This window comes from Peptoniphilus timonensis JC401, from assembly GCF_000312025.1.
GTDB classification, from domain to species: domain Bacteria; phylum Bacillota; class Clostridia; order Tissierellales; family Peptoniphilaceae; genus Peptoniphilus_A; species Peptoniphilus_A timonensis.
Genome location: NZ_HE978593.1, coordinates 374,874 through 380,040, shown reverse-complemented (window position 1 = coordinate 380,040; position 5,167 = coordinate 374,874). Strand labels below are relative to the sequence as shown.

Annotated in this window: 4 protein-coding genes and 1 pseudogene; all 5 read right to left on the bottom strand. The window is 30.2% G+C overall.

The window, feature by feature from the left end; all coding sequences use genetic code 11:
• Positions 1-140: 140 nt before the first annotated feature.
• Positions 141-1,436 carry a 16S rRNA (cytosine(967)-C(5))-methyltransferase RsmB gene (gene rsmB, locus HGPT_RS01850; protein WP_019138194.1) on the bottom strand — a complete coding sequence of 432 codons (1,296 nt, stop codon included), beginning with the start codon at positions 1,434-1,436 and terminating at the stop codon, positions 141-143.
• Complete coding sequence (locus tag HGPT_RS01845; protein WP_019138193.1) at positions 1,436-2,128, bottom strand: zinc metallopeptidase; 693 nt, start codon at positions 2,126-2,128, stop codon at positions 1,436-1,438. Before HGPT_RS01845 ends, rsmB begins: the two co-directional genes overlap by 1 nt.
• Positions 2,128-3,054, bottom strand: coding sequence for a methionyl-tRNA formyltransferase (fmt, locus tag HGPT_RS01840; protein WP_019138192.1), 927 nt, complete (start codon positions 3,052-3,054; stop codon positions 2,128-2,130). Before fmt ends, HGPT_RS01845 begins: the two co-directional genes overlap by 1 nt.
• Positions 3,055-3,060: 6 nt before the next feature.
• Entirely contained in the window at positions 3,061-3,537 is a 477-nt protein-coding gene (def, locus tag HGPT_RS01835; protein ID WP_019138191.1) for a peptide deformylase, read from the bottom strand.
• Between the two features lie 8 nt (positions 3,538-3,545).
• Positions 3,546-5,126: pseudogene (gene priA / locus HGPT_RS01830) on the bottom strand (replication restart helicase PriA); the annotation flags it as partial.
• Positions 5,127-5,167: the final 41 nt, after the last annotated feature.

Genomic DNA, 5,167 nt, shown 5'->3' with positions numbered 1-5,167 from the left:
ATCTTCATACATAGAATTTAATTCCATTAAAACCACCTATTCATCTAATCATTATACCATTAGACTTCTACAAATAAAAATATATTTAAAAAATTAATTTAATATAAAAAAGACTGTGAATGTTTTTCACAGCCAATATATTAAGATATTTTTTCTAATAGACATATAGAAAAACCATCGCTTCCATCTACTGATGGGAATAGTTTTAAAATCTCCTTATCTCTTAATTTTATTATTTTAAAATTTCTATTTTTGTTTAAGAATTTGTGAATGACATCTTCATTTTCAATCTTAGAAAGTGAACAAGTAGAATAAAGTAAAAATCCATTGACCTTTAGATATTCTTTTGCATTCTCTAATATTTCCAATTGAATTTCAGAAAGTTCTTTTATATCTTCAATATTCTTATTCCATTTTATATCCGGTTTCTTTCTATACAGTCCAGTTCCAGAACAAGGTGCATCAACTAAAACATAATCAAAATTCTTAATAAATTCTTCATTTAAAACTCTCGCATCATTTATTATTGGACTAATATTTTTGCATCCAAGTCTTTTAGCATTTTCTTTAATTATTTTAACTTTACCCTTTGATTTGTCACAGGCAATAATTTCACCAGTGTTTTCCATTATTTCTGATAAATGACTTGTCTTTCCACCAGGTGCCGCACATAAATCTAAGACTTTTGAATCTTTTTTTGGATTTAAAAAACTAGAAACTAAAATTGATCCTAAATCTTGTACATAAAAATATCCTTCTTTAAATAGGTCTGTATCAATAATACCACTGGGATTATCAATGTTTAAAGCATTTTCAAAACTCGTCTCTAAAACCTTATATCCTAGTTCATTTAGTTTATTTAGCAAATCTTCTTTATTTGTTTTTAAACTATTTATCCTTATTGTAAAAGGTGCTTTTTCATTATTTGCCTTGAGTAACTTTTTAGTAAAATCCTCACCATAATTTTTATAAAAATACTCAGTGTAAAATCTTGGATGAGAGTAAAAAGTTGAAAGATTATCTATGCTGTCCTTTATTTTAACTTGAACTTTATCTTTTTTAGAAATACTCCTAAGAATACCATTGGTAAAAGAAATAGATCCCTTATTACCATAAATTTTTGCAAGATTTACTGACTCATCAACTATAGAATAATCTGGAACTTTATCAAGAAAATACATTTGATAAACTGCCATCTCAAGAATGCTAAGTATTAATTTGTGAATTCTATTAAATTTAACTCTTGAATTCTCTTTTATAACATAATCTATATAAGTTTTATTTCTTATAACACCAGTAGTTATTTCTTTTATAAAAGCATAATCCCTCTCATCAATTTTGGAATTTTTTAGAATTTCTAAACTTTCTTCTAAAAATGTCCCCTTATAGAGGACATCATTTATTATTTGTAGTGCTTTTTCTCTTGTATTTTTCATTAATCTCTTCTTCCAAATATGCTAAGTAATCTTAAAAATTGTCCAATTGCAACAATTGTTGATGCAACATAAGTTAAGGCTGCTGCACTTAGAACCTCTCTTGTTCCTTTTAAATCTTCTTCTGTAATAATTCCCATTGCCAACTCTTTTTTTGCCCTATTAGATGCATTGTACTCAACAGGAAGAGTTACTATTTGAAATAATACAGCAAAGAAAAATAAGGCAATCCCTAATTTTGTAAAAAATACTGAAAAGAAAAATCCAAGTATTATTAAAATAAAGGAAAGTTGTGTTCCTAGATTTGCAAGTGGTACTAAGGCTGCTCTTATTTTTAAAGGTGCATAATCAACTGAATCTTGTATAGCGTGACCAACTTCGTGAGCAGCTATTGAAACTGAAGCAATGGAATTTTTATAATAAACATCTCTTGATAAGTTAAGGGTTTTATCTCTTGGATCATAGTGATCAGATAATTTACCATCAACCATCTTTATATCAACATAACTTAGTCCATTTCTATCTAAAATTTTTCTTGCAACTTCTGCCCCACTTAGACCAGTTGAAGCAGTTACCTTATTGTATTTTTCATAAGCAGAACTTATTTTTGCTTGTGCATACATTGCCAAGATAAGCCCTGGAAGAATGTAGATTAAGTAAGAGTAATCATAAGTGTAAAAATAAGGTCCAAACATTATTTTCCTCCAATCACATAATTTTCTTCAAATTTATTTCCACGTAAAAAGTCATCAATTCCCATAACTCTCTTGCCTGGAGCTTGAATTTCTTTTACTGAAATTGCCCCATCAGAAGTTTTAATTAATAATTCTTTATCTGATTTTAAGATAGTTCCAGCTTTATCATCTTGTGAAGTTTGAACTTCTTCAGCCCTAAAAACCTTATAAAACTTATCTTTATAATTAAATTTTACCCCATAATTTGGACTAAGCCCTCTAATTCTGTTTACAATATCTCTTGAATTCTCATCAAAACTTAAAATTAAATCATCTTTTAAAATTTTATTTGCGTATGTTTTTTTTGTTTCATCTTGTTCAACAAATTTAACATTTTCTTCCTCTACATCTTTAATAAATTCTTCCAAAAGATCTGCACCCATTATTGAAAGTTTTTCTTCTAATTCTCCTGCATCCATAGAAGCTATATCAATTTCTTTTATATTAGACACTGCTCCAGCATCAAGACCTTCTTCTACTCTCATTAGACTTACTCCAGTTTTTTCATAACCTTCAATTATGACTCTATTAATTGGAGCAGCTCCTCTAAATTGTGGCAAAAGTGAAGCGTGAACATTTACAATATATTTTTTTGGTAAATCTATTATATCTTTTGTTAAAATTTGTCCATAAGCAACAACAACTATAATATCAGCTTCAACCTCTCTAAGTTTTTCTATAGCCTCGGCAGAATTGATATCTTTTGCTTGATAAACATCAAGACCTAGTTCTTCTGCTTTTACTTTTACAGGAGTTTTTGTAACTTTTTTTCCTCTTCCCTTTCTCTTATCTTCTTGAGAAACAACAAGAGCTATATCTCCCAATTTATTTAACCTTTCCAATATTGGAACAGAAAATTCAGGAGTACCCATAAAAATAAACTTCATTACTCTTCACTCCCCTGCTTCATACATTTCAATTGCCTTATCAGTATAAAGTATTCCATCAAGATGATCGGTTTCGTGTTGAATAATCCTTGCCAAGAAATCTTCTGCTTCCATAAATTTTTCATTTCCATCCAAATCATTGTATTTAACTTTTATATTTTTTGCTCTTTTAACTGTGCCTTGCTTTCCTGGAACTGAAAGACAACCTTCCATTGAAACTTCTTCCCCCTCTTTTTCGATAATTTGAGGGTTAATCATATAAAATCTCATTCCATCTTCTTCATTTTCATCTCTACTATCAACAACAATTAATCTTTTAAGAATTCCAATTTGAGGTGCCGCAAGACCTACTCCATAGGCTACATCCATTGTTTCGTACATATCATCTATTAGAGTCTTTAATCTATCATTGTAATTTGTAACAAGTTTAGATTTTTTTCTAAGTATTGGATCTTCATCTATTCTAATTTTTCTTATTGCCATTTAATCACCTAAAATTCTATATTTAAAATTATTTTTCTTTCTTCTTCTATCTTACTATTTCTTATTACCCTTTTTAGACCCTCTGTTAACAAAGATAAATCTCTAGGTTTGAGCTTAATTGAGAACTTGGTTTTATTTATATTTTTTATCTTAGGCATTTTAATAAATTTTGTAAGCATTATATCCATACCTTTTAAATCAATTGACATTTGATTGAGAAATTTCTGTGCCCAAATCTCAGTCAAGCTTTCATCATAAGAAGAAAATTCTAGTCCAACTAACTTTGTGTAGGGTGGATACAAATATACTTTTCTTTCCTCAATTTCATAATTATAAAAATCTTCATAATTTCCAAGTGCAGAATATTTTATAATTTCACTATCTGGGCTGTAAGTTTGAATAATTACTTTACCTTTTTTTGAAGCACGACCTGCTCTTCCTGAAACTTGGGTTATAAGTTGGAAGGTCCTTTCCCTCGCCTTGTAGTCTGAAATATAAAGGGAGAGGTCTGCTGCAACAATGCCAACAAGTGTAACATCTTCGAAATCAAATCCCTTAGATACCATTTGAGTCCCAATAATTATGTCTGCTTCCTTATTTTTTATCTTCTCATAAAACTTTTCAAAGGAATTCTTTTTACCCGTTGTGTCCCTATCCATTCTAAGAACTCTAGATTCTGGAAAATATTTTTTAACTTCTTCTTCTACTCTTTGAGTTCCAACTCCAAATTGTTTTATAAATTTTGATCCACATGATGGACACACTTTTGGCAAAGGCTTGGTCTTTCCACAATAGTGACAGATAAGCCTATTCTTTGCCTTGTGATAGGTCATTGAAATGTCACAATCATCGCATTTGATAACCTCACCGCAAGACCTACAGGAAATAAAGTTAGAAAAACCACGTCTATTTAAAAATAAAATAACTTGTTCTTTGTTCTTTAGCTTTTCTTCAATAGCCTCTCTGAGATTTCTACTAAAGATTGAGACATTTCCCATTATAAGTTCGTCTCTCATATCAACTATTTCTGTATCTGGTAGAAAGGCTCCTTTTTTTGCCCTATTTTTCAATTCACATAAATTGTAAAAGTCTTTTTGGGCATAAAAGTATGATTCCACAGATGGAGTTGCTGATCCAAGAAGGACTTTCCCCCTGCCCTTCATCCTATTTATGGCAACTTCTATGGTGTCATACTTTAGGTTGTCGTGGAATTCATAGGAAGAGTCGTGAGACTCATCTACAATTATCATCTTAAGATTTTTAAAGGGAACAAATACTGCACTTCTGACACCAACTACAACTTTTACTTCATCATTTAAGACCTTCCTATACTCATCATATCTTTCTCCAGCCGAAAGCTTTGAGTGGATAATAGCAACTTCATTTCCAAACCAAGACTTAAACCTCTCAATCATTTGCGGAGTTAATCCAATTTCTGGAACAAGTACAATAACTTGTCCTCCATCTTCAAGAACTTTTGAAGTAAGATTTAAATAAACCTCGGTTTTACCAGATCCTGTTAGTCCATGGAGTAGCGAGACTACCTTGTCAGTTTTTTGTATACTCTTAAGAGCTTCTTGTTGCTCATCATTTAAAGCTAGCTTATTCTTTTTAAAAGTTTTTCAACTGG